Origin of the sequence: Oribacterium sp. HCP3S3_B9 (assembly GCF_052064255.1) — a bacterium.
Classification (GTDB): domain Bacteria; phylum Bacillota; class Clostridia; order Lachnospirales; family Lachnospiraceae; genus Oribacterium.
Window position 1 is genome coordinate 22365 of sequence record NZ_JBQHVY010000017.1, and the last position, 18907, is coordinate 41271.

At 59.9% G+C, this 18907-nt stretch carries 15 protein-coding genes; 14 read left to right on the forward strand and 1 reads right to left on the reverse strand.

The window, feature by feature from the left end; all coding sequences use genetic code 11:
* The first annotated feature begins 189 nt into the window (after positions 1 to 189).
* From feoB to ACTNC3_RS08875, 14 genes are all read left to right on the forward strand, one after another.
* Entirely contained in the window at positions 190 to 2601 is a 2412-nt protein-coding gene (gene feoB, locus ACTNC3_RS08810) for a ferrous iron transport protein B (RefSeq protein WP_410043314.1), read from the forward strand.
* Between the two features lie 205 nt (positions 2602 to 2806).
* Complete coding sequence (locus tag ACTNC3_RS08815) at positions 2807 to 3208, forward strand: DUF2752 domain-containing protein (protein WP_410043313.1); 402 nt, start codon at positions 2807 to 2809, stop codon at positions 3206 to 3208.
* 26 nt (positions 3209 to 3234) lie between these two features.
* Entirely contained in the window at positions 3235 to 4872 is a 1638-nt protein-coding gene (locus ACTNC3_RS08820) for a DUF4234 domain-containing protein (protein ID WP_441227176.1), read from the forward strand.
* A gap of 157 nt (positions 4873 to 5029) precedes the next feature.
* Positions 5030 to 5167: a CD1871A family CXXC motif-containing protein gene (locus tag ACTNC3_RS08825; protein WP_410043374.1), complete on the forward strand. Its 138-nt coding sequence runs from the start codon at positions 5030 to 5032 to the stop codon at positions 5165 to 5167.
* Positions 5160 to 6041, forward strand: coding sequence for a 4Fe-4S binding protein (locus ACTNC3_RS08830; RefSeq protein WP_441227177.1), 882 nt, complete (start codon positions 5160 to 5162; stop codon positions 6039 to 6041). The genes ACTNC3_RS08825 and ACTNC3_RS08830 overlap by 8 nt, the downstream gene beginning before the upstream one ends.
* A 178-nt stretch (positions 6042 to 6219) precedes the next feature.
* Positions 6220 to 6861 (forward strand): TlpA disulfide reductase family protein, encoded by a 642-nt coding sequence (locus tag ACTNC3_RS08835; protein WP_441227178.1) that lies wholly within the window; start codon positions 6220 to 6222, stop codon positions 6859 to 6861.
* Between the two features lie 96 nt (positions 6862 to 6957).
* Positions 6958 to 7941: a hypothetical protein gene (locus ACTNC3_RS08840; RefSeq protein ID WP_441227179.1), complete on the forward strand. Its 984-nt coding sequence runs from the start codon at positions 6958 to 6960 to the stop codon at positions 7939 to 7941.
* Positions 7942 to 8086: 145 nt separating this feature from the next.
* Entirely contained in the window at positions 8087 to 9109 is a 1023-nt protein-coding gene (locus ACTNC3_RS08845) for an SPL family radical SAM protein (RefSeq protein WP_410043308.1), read from the forward strand.
* Positions 9110 to 9257: 148 nt separating this feature from the next.
* Positions 9258 to 10109: an SDR family oxidoreductase gene (locus ACTNC3_RS08850; protein ID WP_441227180.1), complete on the forward strand. Its 852-nt coding sequence runs from the start codon at positions 9258 to 9260 to the stop codon at positions 10107 to 10109.
* A gap of 257 nt (positions 10110 to 10366) precedes the next feature.
* Positions 10367 to 12703, forward strand: a complete 2337-nt coding sequence (gene lon / locus ACTNC3_RS08855; protein WP_441227181.1) for an endopeptidase La — start codon at positions 10367 to 10369, stop codon at positions 12701 to 12703.
* A 65-nt stretch (positions 12704 to 12768) separates the two neighbouring features.
* Positions 12769 to 13614 carry a GDSL-type esterase/lipase family protein gene (locus ACTNC3_RS08860; protein ID WP_441227182.1) on the forward strand — a complete coding sequence of 282 codons (846 nt, stop codon included), beginning with the start codon at positions 12769 to 12771 and terminating at the stop codon, positions 13612 to 13614.
* Entirely contained in the window at positions 13598 to 14557 is a 960-nt protein-coding gene (locus ACTNC3_RS08865; protein WP_441227183.1) for a leucine-rich repeat protein, read from the forward strand. Before ACTNC3_RS08860 ends, ACTNC3_RS08865 begins: the two co-directional genes overlap by 17 nt.
* 21 nt (positions 14558 to 14578) lie before the next feature.
* Positions 14579 to 16126 (forward strand): vWA domain-containing protein, encoded by a 1548-nt coding sequence (locus ACTNC3_RS08870; RefSeq protein ID WP_441227184.1) that lies wholly within the window; start codon positions 14579 to 14581, stop codon positions 16124 to 16126.
* Positions 16127 to 16218: 92 nt separating this feature from the next.
* Positions 16219 to 17850 (forward strand): ATP-binding protein, encoded by a 1632-nt coding sequence (locus ACTNC3_RS08875; RefSeq protein WP_441227185.1) that lies wholly within the window; start codon positions 16219 to 16221, stop codon positions 17848 to 17850.
* Positions 17851 to 18122: 272 nt separating this feature from the next.
* Here ACTNC3_RS08875 and ACTNC3_RS08880 read toward each other — a convergent pair whose 3' ends face one another.
* On the reverse strand, positions 18123 to 18734 hold the full coding sequence (locus ACTNC3_RS08880; RefSeq protein ID WP_441227186.1) for a uridine kinase family protein: 612 nt from the start codon (positions 18732 to 18734) through the stop codon (positions 18123 to 18125).
* Positions 18735 to 18907 lie beyond the last annotated feature (173 nt).

The following is an 18907-nucleotide window of genomic DNA, read 5'->3' on the forward strand; positions in this document are numbered from 1 at the left end:
ACGTCTTTACGTTTGCTAATCGCGAATTATAATGTTAGTTTTAAAGATATACAAGATGGTATCGGCTTTTTAAACTGACGAGTTTTCATCTGGAAATGGACGTTTCTAAGTGATTTTGTCTTAACGGGAAGTTCGAGACGGTATAGCTTTGATTTTACAGGAGTATAAATTTCATCAGGGAGTGATTTTATGACATTAAAGGATCTTGACATCGGCCAGAGTGCCATCGTGACGACGGTCGGAGGCGAGGGCGCGCTTCGACAGCATTTCCTGGATATGGGCGTGATTCCGGGGGCAGAGGTGCAGCTCGTGAAGTTTGCACCGATGGGCGACCCGATGGAGCTGCGGATCCATGACTATCAGCTGACCCTTCGTCTCGCGGATGCGGCGCAGATTCAGGCGCGGCCGATCACGGCGGAGGAGCATAAAGAGCATCAGCTCTGGAAGAAGGAGCAGCACCCGGCGACGAAGGCAGAGCTCGATGCGGCAGAAGCAGCGAAGGACGGAAAGTTCTTCGATGATGACGAGCACCCGGGCTTCGGTGAGGGCGGTCGTTTCCATGATAAGGCGAGCGAACATCCGCTTCCGGAGGATACGAAGCTCAGCTTCGCACTGGCGGGCAACCAGAACTGCGGAAAGACGACGCTCTTTAACCAGCTGACGGGCTCGAACCAGCACGTCGGTAATTTCCCAGGCGTCACGGTGGACCGGAAGTCCGGCTCCATCAAGGGCCATCCGGAAACGGAGGTCACGGATCTGCCGGGCATCTACTCGATGTCGCCGTACACGAGCGAGGAGATCGTCTCCCGTCAGTTTATCCTGAACGACCGACCGAAAGGCATCATCAATATCGTGGATGCCACCAACATTGAACGAAACCTCTACCTCACGATGCAGCTGATCGAGCTGGACATCCCGATGGTGGTCGCCCTCAACATGATGGACGAGCTGCAGGGCAACGGCGGCTCCGTCGACATCAACCGCATGGAGCGTCACCTCGGCGTACCGGTCGTGCCGATTTCGGCGGCGAAAAATGAAGGCGTCGATGAGCTGGTGGCTCATGCGCTGCACGTCGCGCGCTACCAGGAGAAGCCGCAGCGGCTCGACTTCTGTGCGGAGAACGACCACGGCGGCGCGGTTCATCGCTGCGTCCATGGCATCATGCACCTGATCGAGGATCACGCGGTCGCAGCCGGCATCCCGGTACGATTTGCAGCGACGAAGCTGATCGAGGGGGATGCGCGGGTCGAGGAAGCGCTGGCACTTAGTCAGAACGAGAAGGAGATGGTGGAGCACATCATCGTCCAGATGGAGGAGGAGCGTGGGCTCGATCGTGCCGCCGCCATCGCGGATATGCGTTTCGACTTCATCGAGCGCATGAGCCGTCGCTGCGTGACGAAGCCGCATGAGAGCCGGGAGGCGGTCCGTTCGGCGAAGATCGACCAGATCCTGACTGGCCGGCATACGGCGATCCCGGCGTTTATCGTCATCATGGGCCTCGTGTTCTACCTGACCTTCAACGTCATCGGTGCCTTCCTGCAGGATGCGCTCGCGTCGCTGGTGGACCTCCTGACACAGCTCGTCGACCAGCTGCTGACGGCGGCCAATGTCAGCCACGCGCTGCATTCGCTCATCATCGACGGTATCTTCACCGGCGTGGGTTCGGTGCTCAGTTTCCTGCCGATCGTCGTGACGCTGTTCTTCTTCCTGTCCCTCCTCGAGGATACAGGGTATATGGCGCGTATCGCCTTCGTCATGGATAAGCTGCTCCGCCGCATCGGTCTCTCTGGTCGTTCGATCGTGCCGATGCTGGTGGGCTTCGGCTGTACCGTGCCCGCGGTTATGTCGTCGCGCACCATGCCGTCGGAGCGGGATCGTAAGATGACCATCATGCTGACCCCGTTTATGAGCTGCTCGGCGAAGCTGCCGATCTACGGCTTCTTCACGGCGGCCTTTTTCCCGGGGAAGGGCGGGCCGATCATGATCGCGCTCTACCTCACCGGCATCCTCGTCGGCATCCTCTTTGCGAAGATCAGCCAGCGCTTCACCTTCAAGGGTTCGGCGGTGCCGTTCGTCATGGAGCTTCCGAACTACCGCCTGCCGAGTGCGAAGAACGTACTGCAGCTGCTCTGGGAGAAGGCGAAGGACTTCCTTACGAAGGCCTTCACGATCATCACCCTCGGCACCATCATCGTATGGTTCCTGCAGAACTTTGACTTCGGACTTCATATGGTGAGTGACTCCTCGGCCAGCATCCTCGCGGCGATCGCGAGTGCGATCGCGCCGATCTTCCGACCGCTTGGCTTCGGTGACTGGCGCATCACGGTATCGCTGATTTCCGGTTTCCTCGCGAAGGAGAGCGTCGTATCGACTCTGAACATCCTCTTCGGCGGCATGGATGCGCTCCGTGCGGTTCTGACCCCGCTCGCAGCCGCTGCCCTCCTCGTGTTCTGCCTGCTCTACACCCCGTGCATCGCCGCCATCACCTCCGTGAAGCGTGAGCTCGGCACCCGCTGGGCCGTCGGCATGGTGCTCCTTCAGTGCGCCATCGCGTATGTTTGCGCCGGCATCGTCGTACTGATCGGACAGATCATCCTGTAAGTGAAGCCGAGATGCCGAGGGGTCTGACCCCATTAAATTTTTATAAACAGAATCTAAAGTTGAAGTTTATGGGGTCAGACCCCATAAACTCCCGGCGGTTAAAAAAGTCTATATTTCACGATAATTTAATGTCTGCATCTGTCAGTTGATGTATAATAAAGTAGCAATCGTTTTCAAGTAATGGACCGGAGGGCATCATAGCGCCATGAAACATCGCTTGGAGGATCTGGGCGCGCTGGCGCTGATCGCACTGTTTTATATCGTGCTGGAGATGCTGCTCGGTATCGGCTGCCCGTTCAAATTTCTGACGGGTATCTCGGATGCGGGCTGTGGCATGAGCCGTGCCTTCGCGGCGGTGCTGCGGGGCGACTTCCCGCGCGCCTTCTATTTCCATCCGCTGTGGCCACTCCCGCCGCTGGCGCTCGCCCTGTGGATGCTGCGGGAGCGCATCCCGAGGGTGCTTTACCAGGGACTCCTCGGACTGATGATCGCGGCCTTCCTCCTCGTGTGGATCGCGCGCTTCTTCATCCCGGGCCAGGACATCGTGGTGTTTGCGCCATGGAACGGCCTCGTCGGACGCCTGCTGCGACTTTTATTTACGACATAGAAAGACATTCTTACGGAGGTGATAGTATGTTTTGCACGAATTGTGGACAGAAACTCGAGGATGGCATGAAGTTCTGCCCGAACTGTGGTCAGCCGGTGGCACCGGAAACTGCAGACGCGGCCAATGCTTCTGACCTCGGCGCAGATGATGCAGCCGTGGAGACTGTGGAGAGCACCACAGCTGCGAGTGCAGCCCTGGAAGATACGTCGGCAGCAGCCGATGCAGAAGCTTCAGCGGAGAGCGCGCCGGCAGATACACCGCTTGGCAACACGACGGAGCAGTACAAGCACCGCCTCGAGGAGGGGCGCGCCGCGTCCGGTACCGAGGGGAACACCTCGGGTGCTGCGCATAGTACACACGCCGCAGCCACTGACACACAGTCAAACGGCAGCACTGCACAGTCGCATAGCGGTAGCTCGGATCAGACTCAGCCGAACAGCGGAACCGCGCAGCAGCAGACGCCACCTCCGGTGAACCATGGTCCGGCCATGAACGGTATCCCGTCCGAGCCGGACGGCGATGGCACGATCCGAACGGTCGGTTTCATCCTGCTGATCCTCACGGTGCTGTTTGCCGTGCCGCAGATCTGGACTACCATCGCTTCCTTTTTCCGCATCCTCCAGAATCTGGTCAGCTTTAGCTTCCACGGCTTCGTAAACCTCATGTACAGCTTCCTGAACTTCATCCTGAACGTCGTGAAGCTCGCCGGCTACGGCTTCATCGGTGGCGGCCTGTACCTCGTCTGGAAGAAGTGGTCCGATCGTGACGCCGAGCCGCTCCTCATGACCGTCATCGCCGGTGGCGTCATGCTCGTGCTTGAGGCCCTGCTCCGTGGCATCCTTTCCGCTCTTTTCCAGCGCTACTATGCGATCGGCAGCGCCAGCTGGGGCATCGGCTTCGCCATCCTCGCCATCGTGCTGCTCGTCGTGCTGATCACCCAGAAGCAGCTGAATCCATTCGCCGGTCTCGCTGGAAACTTTGCGGACGGACTTCGCCGCGACCTGGACCGCGTGACTGATCTCGCGCAGGGAAAGAACAGCGGCGCCACCGATGGCAGCGGTTATGACACGAATACCTTCGGCGGCGGTAACCCTCAGGCAGCGGGAGCCAATGCAGCGGACGCGAAGGCATATGGCGCTGCGGACGGCAGCATTGGCGCACAGACCGGTACCGCAGGCCACAGCACGGCGGGTGGAGCGACCAGTGCCGACGCCGACGGAAACTTCAACCGCTACTACCAGTCGCAGAGCCAGACGGGCAGCGTGTACACCGGCCCGCTGAAGACGGATCGAAGCCTCGTGCTCTATATCCTGCTCGGCTTCCTGACCTGCGGCATCTACCAGCTGTATGTGTTCTACACCATCATGCGTGATGTCAATGTCGCCTGCGATGGTGACGGCAGACATACCCCGGGACTCCTCGAGTTCATCCTCTTCGGCATCCTGACCTGTGGCATCTACGACCTCTACTGGTTCTACAGTGTCGGCAACCGCCTCGCGGACAACGCACCGCGCTACGGCCTCCACTTCCAGGAAAACGGCACGACGCTCCTCCTCTGGATGCTCATCGGCTCGCTGCTCTGCTTCATCGGAAGCTATGTCGGCATCTACTTCCTGCTGAATAACGTGAACGCCATCTGCAGTGCGTACAACCAGCAGCGGTAATCAACGCTCGATTTCATCACCCTCCGCCATGTGCGGAGGGATTTTTATGTCATACGCCATTCTGATTTCTTAATTATACGCGTTCACAGAGTTTTCATGGATGCCATGGTATAATAGAAAACAGGTTTTTTATGGAAGGGAGTACATCGTGTTTAGAATAAAGAAATCTGTGCTGCAGCTCGCGCTGCTCGTTGTCGGCGTCGCGATGCTGAGCTTCGGCGCGCTGCGTGGTGAGGCGGATACCGTTCTCGCGAAGGCGATTCGATTATGTCTGGAGTGTGTCGGCATTGGATAAGAAAAGTACAAAATCAAAAATGATCAGCCGTTTCCGCGGCGGTATTCAGGCGGAGGCGACGCTGCTCACAAACCTCCACCTGCCGAATTTCCGGACGGGCCGCATCTACCAGGGGCAGGGCAAGATCGCCTGCGTTCCGGGGCTCAACTGCTATTCCTGCCCGGCGGCGTCCGGTGCCTGCCCGATCGGTGCCTTTCAGGCTGTGGTCGGCTCGTCGAGCTTCCGCTTCTCCTACTACATCACCGGCTTCCTGATCCTCCTCGGCGTGCTGCTCGGCCGCTTCATCTGCGGCTTCCTGTGCCCGTTCGGCTGGTTTCAGGAGCTGCTGCACAAGCTTCCTGGGAAGAAGCTCTCCACGAAGAAGCTGAAGCCGCTCACGTACCTGAAGTACCTCGTCCTGTTCCTCATGGTGGTGCTGCTTCCGGCCTTCGCGGTCGACGAGCTCGGCATGGGCGATCCGTTTTTCTGCAAGTACCTCTGCCCGCAGGGTGTACTCGAGGGCGCGATCCCGCTCTCGCTGGCAAACGCCGGCATCCGCTCGGCGCTCGGTCCGCTTTTCCGCTGGAAGCTGCTCATCCTGATCGTGGTCGTCGTCTTGAGCATCCTCATCTACCGCCCGTTCTGCAAGTGGCTCTGCCCGCTCGGTGCCTTCTACGCACTCATGAACCGCGTGTCGCTGCTCACGATCGAGGCCAATGCTGAGACCTGCATTTCCTGCGGGAAGTGTGCGAAAGCCTGCGCCATGGACGTCGACATCCTGAAGTCCCCGAACCACGCGGAGTGCATCCGCTGCGGCAAGTGCATCAGCGCCTGCCCGACCGACGCGCTCCACTTCCGCTACGGCTTCGGAGAACAGAAGCAGGCAGATACATAATTACACAAACGAGAATGTTTCGGAAAATCAGCATTGTCCCAACCCCACAATGCTGAATTCTGGAAAGAAACAGAGTCTGCGAACACTGATAATGTAGAATTTCCGGAAAGGATTTGTTTGCGAAAAGCCCGACCATCAAATATAGAAAGAAATGGAAAGAAAAATGAGAAAAACAAGAATGACGAAAATCGAAACCTTTGCCCTCACTTTTGCACTGAGCCTGAGTCTCGCAGCGTGTGGCGGCGCTGCAAATACGAACAGCGCAGCAGCTACTGCGGCGGCAGGTGCAGAAAGTGTCGACGGAAGCATGGGCGCAGAAAGCAGCGATACCGGTAACGAAACGGCAGGCACCGCGGGTGACAGTGCGGACGCCTTCCCGAGCTTCGAGGGCCAGGATCTCGATGGTAACCCGGTCGACAGCGCGACGCTTTTCTCGAACAACGCCGTTACCGTCGTCAACTTCTGGTTCACCACATGTAAGCCTTGCGTCGGCGAGCTGCCGGATCTCGAGGCGCTTCATCAGGAGCTCGCGAAAAAGGGCGGCACCGTGATCGGCATCAATGCCTTCACCCTCGACGGCAGCACGAAGGACACGAACGAAGCGAAGTCCGTGCTCGAGCAGCAGGGCGTGACCTATCCGAACATCTGGTTCGCCTCGAACAGCGACGCCGGCCTCTTTACCGCCGGACTCTACGCCTTCCCGACCACCTACGTCGTCGACCGGAACGGCCGCATCGTCGGCGACCCGATCGTCGGTGGGATCTCATCCGACGCGCAGATGAAGAAGCTGAACGCCCTCATCGACCAGGCCCTGTCTTAAGAATTTCGTAAGGGGGTCTGACCCCATTAAATTTTTCTAAACAGAATCTAAACAGAAGTTTATGGGGTCAGACCCCATAAACTGAAGGGACGCAACATGATTCACATTTTCACCGCACTTTATCCGGAGGCGAAGCCGCTGATTCAGGCGCTCAGCCTGAAAAAACGCGCCACCCAGACGCACTACCAGCAGTTCCTCTCCGAGGAGGGGGACCTCAGTCTGACCATCACCGGTGTGGGGCCGCTGCAGGCGGCCGCTGTGACTGCCTCGGTCCTCACGGATTACGACGCCGGTGCACAGGACCAGCTCCTCTCGCTCGGCACCGCGGCTCGACTGACCACGTGCCCGGCATCCATGTATCATGTAAATAAAATCACGGAAGCAGCTACCATGCGGGATTTCTATCCGGATATGCTTCTGAACACAGGCCTTCCGGAGGCCTCGCTGATCACCGGCGCGAAGCTGTATACGAAGCAGGAATCTGGATATGCGGCAGATCTCTACGACATGGAGGCCGCCGCGATCTACCAGGCGGCGTCGATGTTTCTCGGACCGCATCAGATGAACTTCCTGCGCATCGTGACCGACGATGGGCTGACGCAGGAAGAGATGGAAACCGGAATGACCATGCGTACGGTAACAAATGCAGCATCTGGAACCGAGTCGAAGCCGGCAGTAGGTACGGAAGCGTCCGCCCCTCGCTCCCTCGCTGCGCATGTGACCGACTGCGTCGAGCAGCAGGTGGATACCATCGTCACAGTGGTGGATAATCTCCGCGCGCTGATGGCGGCGGAGGCCGCCGGGCACCAGGTGCTCACGGAAAACGAGCAGCAGCTGGTGGATAAACTCATCGCCGATGCGCACTTTTCGAAGGTGATGGCGGATGAATGTGTACAGCTCATCCGTTATGCGGCGCTCAGCGAGCTCGACTGGCAGCAGCCGATCGCGGCACTCTACGCGGAGGGTCTCGTGCCGACCCGCGATAAGCGCGCCGGGAAGATTATCCTGGAGCGGCACCTCAGGGCGCGCATCCTCGATGATCGCTGTAAAAGAGATCAATCCGCAGGCATGAAAGCGTGAAGGGCAAGTGATTTCAGGATGCATGGATATGCAGCTGCCGAAATCAAATCGGGCGTGCAGAGCTTAGTGCCAGCGGCGCAGTGTCGATGCGCACCACCCAAGTGGTGGTCGCCTGCATTGGCCAGATAAAGAGAAGGGAAACAGTATGCAAGGGGATTTTCTGAACCCGTCATTTTCACATATCTACATCGAGCGGGCGGTCGACCAGGATCCGCGCTGGCGGGCGCGGGCGGAGCAGATCCTGCGGCACTTTCCGCGGGCGACCTGCATCCCGATCGAGCACTACAAGGATGTCTTCAACCGGCGGCACCAGAGCTACCCGACGCAGCATCGCACGCAGGCGCTGATCCTCGCGGTGAAGCATGGCCGCTCCGTCTATCCGGGCGCGCCGGTGTGCCAGAGCATGGGTGAAGAGCACTTCTACTACGCGAGCTCGATGATGAACTGCCTGTTCGACTGCGAGTACTGCTACCTGAAGGGCATGTACCCGTCCGGGAATCTCGTGATTTTCCTGAATCTGGAGGATATCTTCGCGGAGGTCGAGGCCCTGCTTCGCCAGCATCCGGTCTACCTCTGCATCTCCTACGACACGGACCTCCTCGCGATCGAGCCGCTCTGTGGCTACGTGAAGGCCTGGACCGACTTCACCGCCGCGCACCCCGATCTCAGCATTGAGATCCGCACGAAGTCCGGCAGCGAGCACCTGTGGGAGGGTCTCAATCCCTGCCCGCGGAACATTTTCGCCTTCACGCTGTCGCCGGACTACGTCGTCTCGCACTATGAGCACCGGACCGGCACCCTCACCCAGCGGCTCGCGAGTATCCGCCGCGGCATGGCGCTCGGCTTCACGATCCGTCTCTGCTTCGACCCGATGATCGCCTGCCCGGACTGGCGCACGGTCTACGGTGGGATGCTGGACGAGGTGCTCCGCACGATTCCGATGGCGGCGGTGCGCGACGTCAGCCTCGGCAGCTTCCGCCTGAGCGACAGCTACCTGAAGCAGATGCGCCGGAACATGCCGGATAGCGCCGTCGTCCAGTACCCTTACGTCAATGAAAACGGCGTCTATCATTATGACGCAGCGCTGACGGAGGAGATGGAGCGCTTCATGCTGGAGCGCCTCACGACCGTCCTGCCGCGCGAGCGGATCTTCCGCTGGGAGAGCTGATTTCCCTCGGTGATTCGGCCAATGCAGTCGGCCTCCGCGCCGGGACCCGCTCCGGGCGTCACGGCTCCGTTGCGCTCCGCACGACATCCCGGTGTCGCGACATCGATGCATCCTCGAAAACATGTCACGGAAAGAAAGAGATATTACTATGGAAGAAAGTCAGAAAAAAGTGGCGCTGGTGACCGGCGCTTCCTCCGGCATTGGCCGCGCGATCAGTGCGCGCCTCCTCGCGCTCGGCTACGAGGTTTATGGCATTGGCCGGCAGTTCCCGGCGGAGCTTCCGAAGGCTTTGGTCAATGCAACCGATCGGTCTGCAGGCACCCGTCCGCAGGCCCCGCTCGCGCCGGAAGCAGAGGCAGCGGCCAGGACGCCGACGAATCCGTCTGCTTCTGAAATCGCTGCAGCCGCCGGGCCGCCCGTCACCTTTCACCCGATCGTCTGCGATCTCCTGGATACGAAGAAGCTGCTGAGCGTGGTGGCGTCACTTCAGAAGGAGTGGAAGCAGGAGAAGAGAACCCTCACACTCCTCGTCAATAACGCCGGCACCGCGTACTATGGGCTTCACGAGGAGCTGCGTCCGGAGGGCATCTCCGAGATGGTGCGCGTGAACCTCGAGGTGCCGATGCTCCTCACGCAGCAGCTGCTTCGGACACTGAAGCAGAACCACGGCACGGTCATCAACATTTCCTCGGTGACCGCGATCGGCTCGAACCCGCACGGCGTCGCCTACGGCGCAACGAAGGCAGGGCTTCTCAGCTTCAGCCGGAGCCTCTTCGACGAAGCGCGGAAGTATGGTGTGTGTGTGACAGCGATCCTCCCGGACATGACCGACACCGAGCTTTACCGCCATGCCGACTTCACGGCGGATCCCGCGATGGACGCGCACCTCGAAGCAGAAGATGTCGCTGACGCTGTCGAGTATGCATTGACTACCCGCGCCGGCACCTGCATCCCGGAGATCATCCTGCGGCCGCAGCTTCACCGAATCAAGAAGAAGTGAAGCGAGTGCCGGCATGGCTGCTCGGGAAGAAAATGTCCCCGGGCGGTCATCTGCTGACCGGCGGAAACATTGGCCGAGGCGAGTTCTAAAAAAACCATGAACTCCCGGCGACTAATTGACAGCACATAGGGCGAGTGGTATTCTTTTATAGAATTGGCACTCGTATAAGTAGACTGCTAACAGGCTGCGACCTGCAGTGGGAGAGTGTCGTTCAAAAAGCCTTGTGTTCACACAAACTCTTTTCAGGAGCATAAAATATGAAAGTTTTACCACTTTACAACGTGCTGGTGTTACCGCACTCCAATATATTTTTCCAGACCCAGGCCTTCCGTGCGATGGCCGGGAATAACATCTACCAGGGTGATGAAGTGACCATCCTCGTCCTCCGGGATCAGCAGACGCGCGAGGAGATGACGGCGGAGAGCTTTTATCCGATCGGCGTCGAGGGCGTCGTCGAGGAGATCAGTACGGACGGTTACGTCGTCGTGCAGACCGCGGCGCGTGTCGACGTGCATCAGGTGCTGGTCAACGAGAATCACGAAATCTTCGTTGAGACGACGAAGCGCGCGGACATCATGGATATGGATCCGGCCGAGGCGCACATGAAGCTCGCGAAAATCAAGGAAGGGCTCCGCGAGATGGTGTCCCGTTTCCGTTTCGGCGACATGATGCGCACCTACATCGATCAGTACAGCTCGATCGAGGAGGCGGCGTCGGTGCTCAGCTCATGGTTCACCCTCACGAACGAGGAGCGCTACAGCCTGCTGCAGGAGGACTCGACGAAGAAGCGTTTCGAACGCCTCGAGCGCATCATCTATGAGTATTCCGAGGTCGCGAAGGTGACCTCCGACGCGCAGTCGGCGCAGCAGGAGGACTACCAGAAGGCATATAAGGAGCAGGCACTCCGTAAGCAGATCGACTATCTCCAGAACGAGCTCGACGAGATGCATCCGGAGCAGGTATCCGATGCCCGGAAGTATGAGCGGAAGATCGAGGAATCCGGCATGAACGAGGAGGCGAAGCGCGAAGCGACGAAGGTCCTCAACCGTGTGAAGAACGACGGCGCGAATTCTGCCGAGTCCGGCATGCTCTACGATTACCTCGATTTCGTGACCGGTCTTTCCTGGAAGAAGGAAGCTCCGGAGACCATCAACCTCGGCGAGGCCCAGCAGATCCTCGATGAGGATCATTTCGGCATGAAGAAGGTGAAGGAGCGTATCATCCAGCAGATCGCGGTGATGAACCTCCGGAAGTCCCAGGCCGGCTCCATCCTCGTCTTCGTCGGTGCCCCGGGTACCGGCAAGACCTCGATCGGAAAGTCCATCGCGAAGGCGCTGCACCGGAAGTACGTGCGCGTTTCCCTCGGCGGCGTACGGGATGAAGCGGATATCCGCGGCCACCGCCGTACCTATATCGGAGCGATGCCGGGCCGTATCATGGATGGCATCGCGAAGGCCGGCGTGTCGAACCCGGTCATGGTGCTTGACGAGATCGACAAGCTCTCGAGCTCCTTCAACGGTGATCCGGCGAGCGCCCTCCTCGAGGTCCTCGATCCGGAGCAGAACAACAGCTTCACCGATCACTACATGAACGTACCGTATGATCTCAGTGACGTGTTCTTCGTCTGCACGGCAAACACCCTCGACACGATCCCGTCTCCGCTGCTGAACCGTATGGAGGTCATCGAGTTCCAGGGCTACACTCCGAGCGAGAAGCTCGAGATCGCGAAGCGTCATCTCTTCCCGAAGGCCTTGAAGAACGTCGGCCTCGCGGAGGGCGATGTGGCGCTCACGGATGACGTCCTCGACACGATCATCTCGGACTATACACGCGAAGGCGGCGTCCGTGGCCTGAAGAAGCGCCTCGACACCCTCTGCCGTATCGCCGCGGTGAAGTACATCCAGGAAGAGGAGACCGCCGCTTCTGTTCCGGCCAATGCTGAGACGACCGCAGCTGCTGAGAAGCATCCGGTGATCCAGGTGACCCGCGAGAACCTGCGCGACTTCCTCGACATGCACGCCCTTCCGCATAACAAGGTGAAGGCCTCTGCACAGCCGGGCGTCGTCACCGGCCTCGCCTGGACCCAGGTCGGCGGCGAGATCCTCTACATCGAAAGCCTCTTCACGAAGGGCAGCGGCAAGACGATCATCACCGGCCAGCTCGGCGACGTCATGAAGGAATCCAGCGCCATCGCGCAGGCTCTCGTGCAGTCCCGTTTCCCGGAGCAGGCGGAGCTCTTCGAGAAAAACGACCTGCATATCCACGTGCCGGACGGCTCGACCCCGAAGGACGGCCCATCGGCCGGCATCACCATGACGACCGCTATCGCCTCCCTCGTAACCGGCATCCCGGTACCGCCGAACATCGCTATGACCGGTGAAGTTTCCCTCGAAGGCGTCGTCAGCGCCATCGGCGGCCTCCCGGAGAAGCTCATGGCCGCAGAGCGCGCCGGCGTCCAGAAGGTTTTCATCCCGAAGGAGAACATTGACGACCTCCGCGACGTCGCCGCCGAAGTCCGCGACAGGCTCGAGATCATCCCGGTGGAAAGCATCGAAGAAGTGCTGACCGCACTCGGCATCCTGAAACACAAGTGACTCCACCAGAAGAGGATATTATGAAGCGAAACTATCCACCTCATCGTATTATAAAGAGATTGTCAATGCAGTCGATCACTACGTCTGTGCTGGCCCGTATACTGCTCAGCGCACTGCTTGCTCTCAGCTTCACGATGAGCGTCTGTGCGCAGACGAACACGAAGACGAAGGTGGCCTGCATCGGGGATTCGCTGACGCGCGGCTATCTCCTCGAGGACGCGCAGTCCTACCCAGCGCAGCTCCAGCAGCTCCTGGGCGCGCAGTATGAGGTGCGGAACTTCGGTCATACCTCGAGCTACGTTATCGACGACGGCCCGGTCGAGTACCGGAACACCGAGGATTACAGCGCGGCCATCCAGTACGACGCCGACATCCTGATCTTTATGTTCGGGGCCAATGATGTTGGCGCGTACAACTTCACGCCGCTCTACTTCCAGAATCAGTACAGGGAGCTGATCGACAGCTTCCGGCAGACGAAGAAGCACCCGAAGATCTATCTCATCATCGCACCGGATTCCCGTGATCTTCATTTCGGGCTGATCCAGCAGACGATTCAGCCGGTGATGACCCTCGGGCAGCAGCTCCCGGCGACCGTGATCAACCCGTACTACCTCTTCCTCGGTCACCCGGAGGACTACCTCAGCGACGGCCTGCACCTCACCGGCACTGCGTATGGAAAGCTCGCACAGCTCGTGTATCAGGCGATGCAAGGGAGCGTAGCCTATGTGGAGGCACCGGTCGAGCCGATCTCCCCGGAAGTGCAGGCAGAGAACAACCGCCTCTTCCAGCAGGCCACCGAGTATCAGGCAGCTGAGCGTGCCGCAAAGGCAGCCGCCCTCGCGGAGCTCCGTCAGAAGTACCCGAATTATGAAACGACAGGACTTTGGATCGCACATGGCATTCACATTTGAAATCAAAACCGAACGAAATCGTACCTTTGCGTCCGTGACGGGCTATGACGGCCCGGTGCGGACGCTTTTTGTGCCGGCAGAAACTGCGGATCATATCCCGGTCGAGGAAATCGCCGGCCGTGCCTTCGCCTCCCGCGCAGACCTCGAGGAGCTGATCCTCCCGGAGAGCATCCGCTGTATCCGCTCCTTTGCCTTCCATAACTGTGCCCACCTCCATTACGTGAAGCTGAGCGACAGCGTCGTCGACTACTATGACGGCGCGCTCCGTCAGTGCCCGGAGCTCCAGGACATCGAACTCACGCTCCACACCCCGGGCCACTTCCGCCTCCTGAAGGAGCTCGTCGGCGACAGCGACGCGATGCTCCCGCTGACGATCCATTTCCCTATGGGCGCGACTGCGGCGCTGACCTTCCCGTCCTATGCGGACAACTACCAGGAGGACACGATGGCGCGCGCGATCCACGAGCACATCGAGGGGGCCGGCTACGCGACACGTCAGCTCGTCACCCGGACCGGTATCGACTTCCAGGGCTACGACCGCCAGTTTCCGCGCTTCACCTACGACGAGCCCGCGAGTGCGGTCAATGCTGCCTTCGGTCGTCTGATGCATCCCTATCGTCTGGAGCCCTCGTTCCGTGCACAGTACGAGGACTACCTCCGCGTGCAGAGCCCGACGATCCTGCCGCGCATGCTGCGCGGCGAGCGCGAGGAGCGCTTCGGCCAGGAAGGTGAGCTTCGATGGATCCCGCAGGATCCGGCACGGACTGCAGAGCGCCTCAGCTTCCTGGTTACGCACGAACTCATCCTGGAGGAAGCCATCCAGCCGGCCCTCGACGTCTGCACCGAAGTGCAGGACATCACCAGCGCTGCCCTCCTCATGGACTATAACCGGAAGCACTTCGCCGCTGCCTCGAGCAGCGGCCCGGAAATCTTCGAACTGTAATCAGTATAGAAAGGAGCCGTCGTGGCGAAACTGGAACGCATGCGGGCCCATCAGGACCTGATCGATTTCGGAAACCGAATACTGAACGAAGCGCGGACCGAGCTCTACATCCACCTCCGCTTCATGGCGCGAGCGCTCGACAGCCTCGGCTACACGATGGACCTCGCGACGCAGTCCATGGGCACCGACGCGCGAACGATCCACTATAATCCGAACTTCGTCTTCGCGCTCTTCCTCGAGAGCCCGCAGAAGCTGGACCGCCTCTACCTCCACATCCTTCTGCACTGCATCTTCCGGCACATGTTCAGCTCGGACCAGTACGAGGATCAGGCGCTCTGGGACCTCGCCGCGGACATCCAGGTCGAGTCTGTCCTCGACTCGATGGACTACGACATCATCAACCGCCCGGCCTATCCCTTCCGCGAGGAGTGGTACGAGCGCCTGCGGGCGGAGTGCCGCGTGCTGAGCGCCGAGCGTATCTACCACTATTTTCACCTGAACAAGCCGGACCTCGACACGCTGCAGCAGCTGACCCTCGAGTTCCACAAATGTGACCATCAGTTCTGGAAGCGGATGGAGGATCCGGCGGGCGGTAGCCAGCCGGAGATCCCGGAGGATCTTTTGGACGACGCCTCGACCCCGCCGGATGCCAATGCAGGCGACCCGGACGTAGATGGCTCCGACGCCACAGATCCTGAAAATCCAGATCATCCGGCGGCCGCGTCGAACGCTTCGGATGCCGGAACTCCCGACAGCCCGCCGGCCGCCGAGCCAGACCCCGCCACACCACCGAAGAACGGGACAGGAGCATTGGCCCAGGTGGACGAAACGGTGCTCGATGAGCAGTGGAAGGACACGGCGGAGCGCCTGCAGACGGAGCTCACGACCTTCGGTGCCGAGGCGTCGGACGAGACCGGCAGCCTCGCCTGGGTGCTCGCCGCGCAGTACCGCCAGGAGACCGACTTCCGCGACTTTCTCGAGAAGCTGACCGTGCTCCGCGAGGTCACGCACGTCGACCCGGACAGCTTCGACTACGGCTATTACAATTACGGCATGGAGGTTTACGGCAACATGCCGCTCATCGAGGAGAACGAATTCCGCGAGGAGCGCCGCATCTCGGACCTCGTCATCGCCATCGACACCTCGGCCTCGACCGAGCAGGGACAGGTCCAGCGCTTCCTCGACGAAACCGCCGCGATCCTCCGCCGGCGGACGAACTTCTTCCAGCGGATCCGCGTGCACCTCGTCCTCTGCGACGACCGCGTGCAGGAGGACATCGTGTTGACGAAACCGGAGGAGATCGAAGACTACGCTGCCCATTTCGAGATGAAGGGTGGCTACGGCACCGACTTCCGCCCCGTCTTCCAGTACGTGGAGAAGCTGCGGACCCAGGGCGCACTGCCGGAGCTCCGCGGACTCATGTACTTCACTGACGGCCACGGCCCGTACCCGACGAAGCCGACCGACTACCAGACCGCCTTCGTCTACGACACCTGGGCCGACATCGACGACCAGTCCGCCCCCGACTGGGCCCTGAAGCTCTACCTGAAAGACACAGCCCAAATATAGACACATAGACAGGAGGCCAGGAGGACTGTGCTTCTGTTGCCGGTCCTCCGGCCCCCACCTAAGCCGCACTCAAACCCACGAAAGGCATAGAAATGAACATCATCGAAGCAAAACAGGAAATCATCCACACGATCCGCGCCTATCTCATGAAGGACGAGACCGGCGCTTACCGGATCCCGGTCGAGAAGCAGCGCCCGATGCTCCTCATGGGCCCGCCGGGCATCGGCAAGACCGCCATCATGGAGCAGATCGCGTCGGAGCTCGGCATCAACCTCGTGTCGTATACCATCACACACCACACGCGCCAGTCCGCCATCGGCCTCCCGTTCATCTCGAAGCGCGATTTCGGCGGCGAAGAGTATTCTGTCACCGAGTACACCATGTCCGAGATCATCGCCGCGGTCTATGAGCAGATCGAGCGCTCTGGCATCCACGAGGGCATCCTCTTCCTCGACGAGATCAACTGCGTGTCCGAGACCCTCGCCCCGATGATGCTGCAGTTCCTGCAGTACAAGACCTTCGGCACCCATAAGGTCCCGGATGGCTTCGTGATCGTCACCGCCGGCAATCCGCCGGAGTACAACCGCTCGGTGCGCGACTTTGATATCGTGACCCTCGACCGTGTGAAGCGTCTCGACATCACCGCGGATGTCGAGGCCTGGAAGCGCTACGCCTACCAGATGGGCGTCCACGGCGCGATCCTCGCCTACCTCGACATCAAGAAGGAGAACTTCTACATCGTGAAGGCTGACCTCGCGGGCGCACAGTTCGTCACCGCCCGTGGCTGGGAGGACCTGAGCCGTATCATGACGGTCTACGAGGAGATGGGCCTCCCGATCACGCGCGAGCTCGTCCTCCAGTACCTCGAGGACCCGGAGGTGGCGCGCGACTTCGCGACCTACTACGCCCTCTATCAGAAGTACCGCACGAGCTATCATGTGCAGGAGATCCTCGCCGGCCAGCGCCCGACCGACCTCCACGCGCTCGTCAGCGCCCCGTTCGACGAGAAGCTCTCCCTCATCGGCCTCCTCACCGACGCCCTCGGCCAGGACTTCCGCGCCTATGGTGAGCAGGTGGATATCCAGCGCGCCGTCTTCACCGAGATGAAGAAGCTCCGCGACGCCCTTTCGTCGGCCAATGCCATCGACCGGAACGCACATACCGCGCCGGCCGCGCCGACGGCCCCGGCAGGGAACGCTGCCGACCGACAGCCAGAAGCCTCTGGTTCGAGCGACGCCCTCACATCAGGCAACCTCCAGGCGCAGCTCGCGGCGGATCACGACGCGATGGTCGCCGAGCTCCAGCGCCGGCAGAAGGCGCACCTGCTCAGCCACCGCGCAGAGCGCATCGAACGGAAGGTCATTCTCGCACTCGAGGAGCTCATGCATGAGCTCAGCCTCGCCCGCGGCGACGGAACGGCCACCACGGACGAAGCGCTGTACGCCCTCGCGAAGCAGTGGTTCACGAAGCGGGAGAGCGCACGCAAGGCCGCGATCGAGAAGACCGGCGCCGAGCTCACGAACGCCTTCGGCTTCCTCCACGACGCCTTCTCCGACGGCCAGGAAATCGTCCTCTTCCTCTCGAACCTGAACGCCAGCAGCGCCTGCCTCCGCTTCATCCGGGAGTGCGGAAACGACGCGTACTATCAGTACAACCAGTTCCTGCTCCTTCACGACCAGCGCAGCACCCTCCGCGCAGAAGCCGCCCGCATGCTCGAGCTGTAAAGCGGAAATCTTCGATTGTATACACTGGGAGATATAACAAAAGAATGAAGATATAACAAGATATAACAAGGTATGACGTGGCCCATGAAGCAGGGAGGGATTCTAAGAATAAGAAAAGCCGTCAGCAATCGCTGACGGCTTTCTGGTATCTGGATTTTATTCTGTTTTTGTCGGTCTGGCATGGTGGCAACATGTGTGGATGCGTTACGCGTGACAGAATCGTCTGACCGCTTCATGAGATCCGCGGCAACATGTGCGATCGAAATACGGTATCATGAAAACATGATCGTGATGTCGCACTTTTCCTGGATGCCCATGCGCTCGATATAGATGTCCGTCTTCGGGATCCACTTATCGATGTAATCGTCGAGCTCGGCAGTTCCCTCGCGGTCAATGACGTTCTCGATCTGCTGCGGGTACTTGATGTCCATGAAGATGCGAAGATCATATGGATCGCCGAAGTACGGGTTCATGCAGTAGGTGCCCTCGATGATATTCAGACGCTTCACCGGAACCTCCCGGGCGAACTCGGCGTCGAAGTCCATCGTGTGGTAGTTGAACGGACGATAGTACACGACCTCCTTCCGGAGCACAGGCTCCAGCACCTCGGCCTTAAAACGCTCGTAGTCAACATTGCCCCCGACCTCCCGGAGACGCTCCGGTGTGCGCTGGTGCGCCTGGAGATAGTAGTCGTCGAGATGGAACAGATTCCCACCGAACTTCTCGTGCAGATACTTCGAGATGGTGGTCTTTCCGGCACCCGTACGGCCCTCGATCGCGATCAGCAGCGTATCATCTTCGGTACGTATCAGCTCTTCTATTGCGAGGACCACCGGCATGAAACGCGCGCGATCCCGCTGTTGCTGCTCATATGAACTTGCCATAATTTTCCTTCTGGAACTCCCACCCGTGCCGGACAACACCCTCGCGGGCCCTGCGCTTTCCAATCCCTGCGCAGGCGAATGTCTACATGAGTGAGCTCCCCGTCGCCACAAGTGCACCGACCGTGGTCTCGATACAGACCGCGCCTGTGCGTTTTACGCAGATTTTACTCTGC

Excerpts from the sequence above, each read along its gene's own strand:
- ACTNC3_RS08860 (WP_441227182.1), top strand. The coding sequence starts at position 12,769 with ATGCAGTCGATCACTACGTCTGTGCTGGCCCGTATACTGCTCAGCGCA.
- ACTNC3_RS08875 (WP_441227185.1), top strand. The coding sequence starts at position 16,219 with ATGAACATCATCGAAGCAAAACAGGAAATCATCCACACGATCCGCGCC.
- ACTNC3_RS08865 (WP_441227183.1), top strand. The coding sequence starts at position 13,598 with ATGGCATTCACATTTGAAATCAAAACCGAACGAAATCGTACCTTTGCG.
- ACTNC3_RS08820 (WP_441227176.1), top strand. The coding sequence starts at position 3,235 with ATGTTTTGCACGAATTGTGGACAGAAACTCGAGGATGGCATGAAGTTC.
- feoB (WP_410043314.1), top strand. The coding sequence starts at position 190 with ATGACATTAAAGGATCTTGACATCGGCCAGAGTGCCATCGTGACGACG.
- ACTNC3_RS08845 (WP_410043308.1), top strand. The coding sequence starts at position 8,087 with ATGCAAGGGGATTTTCTGAACCCGTCATTTTCACATATCTACATCGAG.
- ACTNC3_RS08815 (WP_410043313.1), top strand. The coding sequence starts at position 2,807 with ATGAAACATCGCTTGGAGGATCTGGGCGCGCTGGCGCTGATCGCACTG.
- lon (WP_441227181.1), top strand. The coding sequence starts at position 10,367 with ATGAAAGTTTTACCACTTTACAACGTGCTGGTGTTACCGCACTCCAAT.
- ACTNC3_RS08850 (WP_441227180.1), top strand. The coding sequence starts at position 9,258 with ATGGAAGAAAGTCAGAAAAAAGTGGCGCTGGTGACCGGCGCTTCCTCC.
- ACTNC3_RS08840 (WP_441227179.1), top strand. The coding sequence starts at position 6,958 with ATGATTCACATTTTCACCGCACTTTATCCGGAGGCGAAGCCGCTGATT.
- ACTNC3_RS08835 (WP_441227178.1), top strand. The coding sequence starts at position 6,220 with ATGACGAAAATCGAAACCTTTGCCCTCACTTTTGCACTGAGCCTGAGT.
- ACTNC3_RS08880 (WP_441227186.1), bottom strand. The coding sequence starts at position 18,734 with ATGGCAAGTTCATATGAGCAGCAACAGCGGGATCGCGCGCGTTTCATG.